Genomic DNA, 1,554 nt, shown 5'->3' with positions numbered 1-1,554 from the left:
GGACGTGATATGAAGTTCGCGTTTATTGCAAAGCACCGCTCGATCTGGCCCCTTTCGTCGTTGCTTTGCAACGACTGCCGGGCAGAGGGTGGCATGGCTCTGTGAAGCGCTGGGTGTATTGCGTTCCGGCTTTCATGCCTGGTTACATCGGTCACCGAGCCAGCATGCCCGGTATGACGAGGCTCTGCTCGACAAGATCAAGGACAGCTTTAAGGACAGCGACCGCACCTACGGCGCGCGGCGTGTCTGGCATGATCTTCTCGCGGAAGGCTTTTCCTGTGGGCTGCATCGCGTCGAGCGTCTCATGCGCGACAACGCATTGAGAGCAAGACCGAGAAGGCGGGGTTTGCCGAAAGACGACGGTGAGCGCCCGGTCATCATGCCGAATGTTCTGGACCGTCAGTTCTCGGCGGGAAGGCCGAACCAGAAGTGGGTGGCCGATTTTACCTATCTATGGACGGCTGAGGGCTGGCTCTATGTGGCTGCCGTCATCGACCTGTTCTCGCGCCGTGTCGTCGGCTGGTCGATGAATGCCAACATGACGGCCCAGCTCGTTACAGATGTGCTGATCATGGCGATCTGGCGCAGAGGCAAGCCGGATGCGCTTCTCCATCATTCGGATCAGGGGAGCCAATACACCAGCGAGCAGTTCCAGCGTCTCATGACCGATCACGGCATCACCTGCTCGATGGGCCGGTCAGGCAACGTCTGGGACAATGCTGCGATGGAAAGCTTCTTCTCATCACTCAAAACGGAAAGGACAGCTCGCAAAGGCTACCTGACCAGGGACGATGCAAAGGCGGACGTGTTCGACTACATCCAGCGCTTCTACAATCCGAAGCGTCGGCATTCGACACCGGGCTACCTCAGCCCGATGGAATGTGAAAACAAGGTCGGATTAGCCCAACTCGGTGTCCGAAAAACCGGCAGCAGGCCAGCAGGCCATTTTTTGTGCTCACTCGAGAAGTGATCCTTCAGATCGGCGGGCACATAAATCGGGCATAGTAGGTGTCGCCTTCACGGCGAATGAGGTTCGAGCGTCGTGTCATTAGGGGCTCCCGGCGCAGTAAACCGGAACAGTAAACCGGAACACCTGTAGACGAAAAAGTTATTTATTGGCAATATGTTGATGATATTCTAGGTTGTGGAGAAAGTTGGATTATGTTGCTGCCGCCCCAACCATTTCAAAGCTCAAATATAACGGCAACCACTCGTCAGTAGCTAACTGTTAACTCGGCCCAGTTTATAAAATCCGGGCTTCCACAAGGTCATGCGTAGCGAAGAGCGTTGGTTTCGAGTTTTCTTGGGAGGACGCCATCCACGGCGTCCTCCGCAAGACGCTTCCTGCGGGAATGCGTGGCGCCTTACATCACATCCGACTTGCGCAGTATTTCCAGAATTTCGTCGATCGAATTCCCGTCCGCGGTCTTCCTACTGCTCTGATCCCCAAAAACTGGATCGTTCATAACTGGAGTTTTCCGCGTTAAATTCCCGGCTGGGAACAGGAGCGGAAGCGATGAAGGCATCGAAGTTTTCGGACGCCCAGAAGGCGTT

The 1,554-nt window shown here is 55.4% G+C and carries 1 pseudogene; it reads left to right on the top strand.

From position 1 onward, the window contains the following. Positions 1 to 904, top strand: a pseudogene (locus tag H4I99_RS24300) (IS3 family transposase); the annotation flags it as partial. Between the last annotated feature and the right edge of the window lie 650 nt (positions 905 to 1,554).

Source organism: Paenirhizobium daejeonense, assembly GCF_014280875.1.
In the GTDB taxonomy this organism is placed as follows: Bacteria; Pseudomonadota; Alphaproteobacteria; order Rhizobiales; family Rhizobiaceae; genus Allorhizobium; species Allorhizobium daejeonense.
This window is presented reverse-complemented; position numbering and strand designations above follow the sequence as displayed.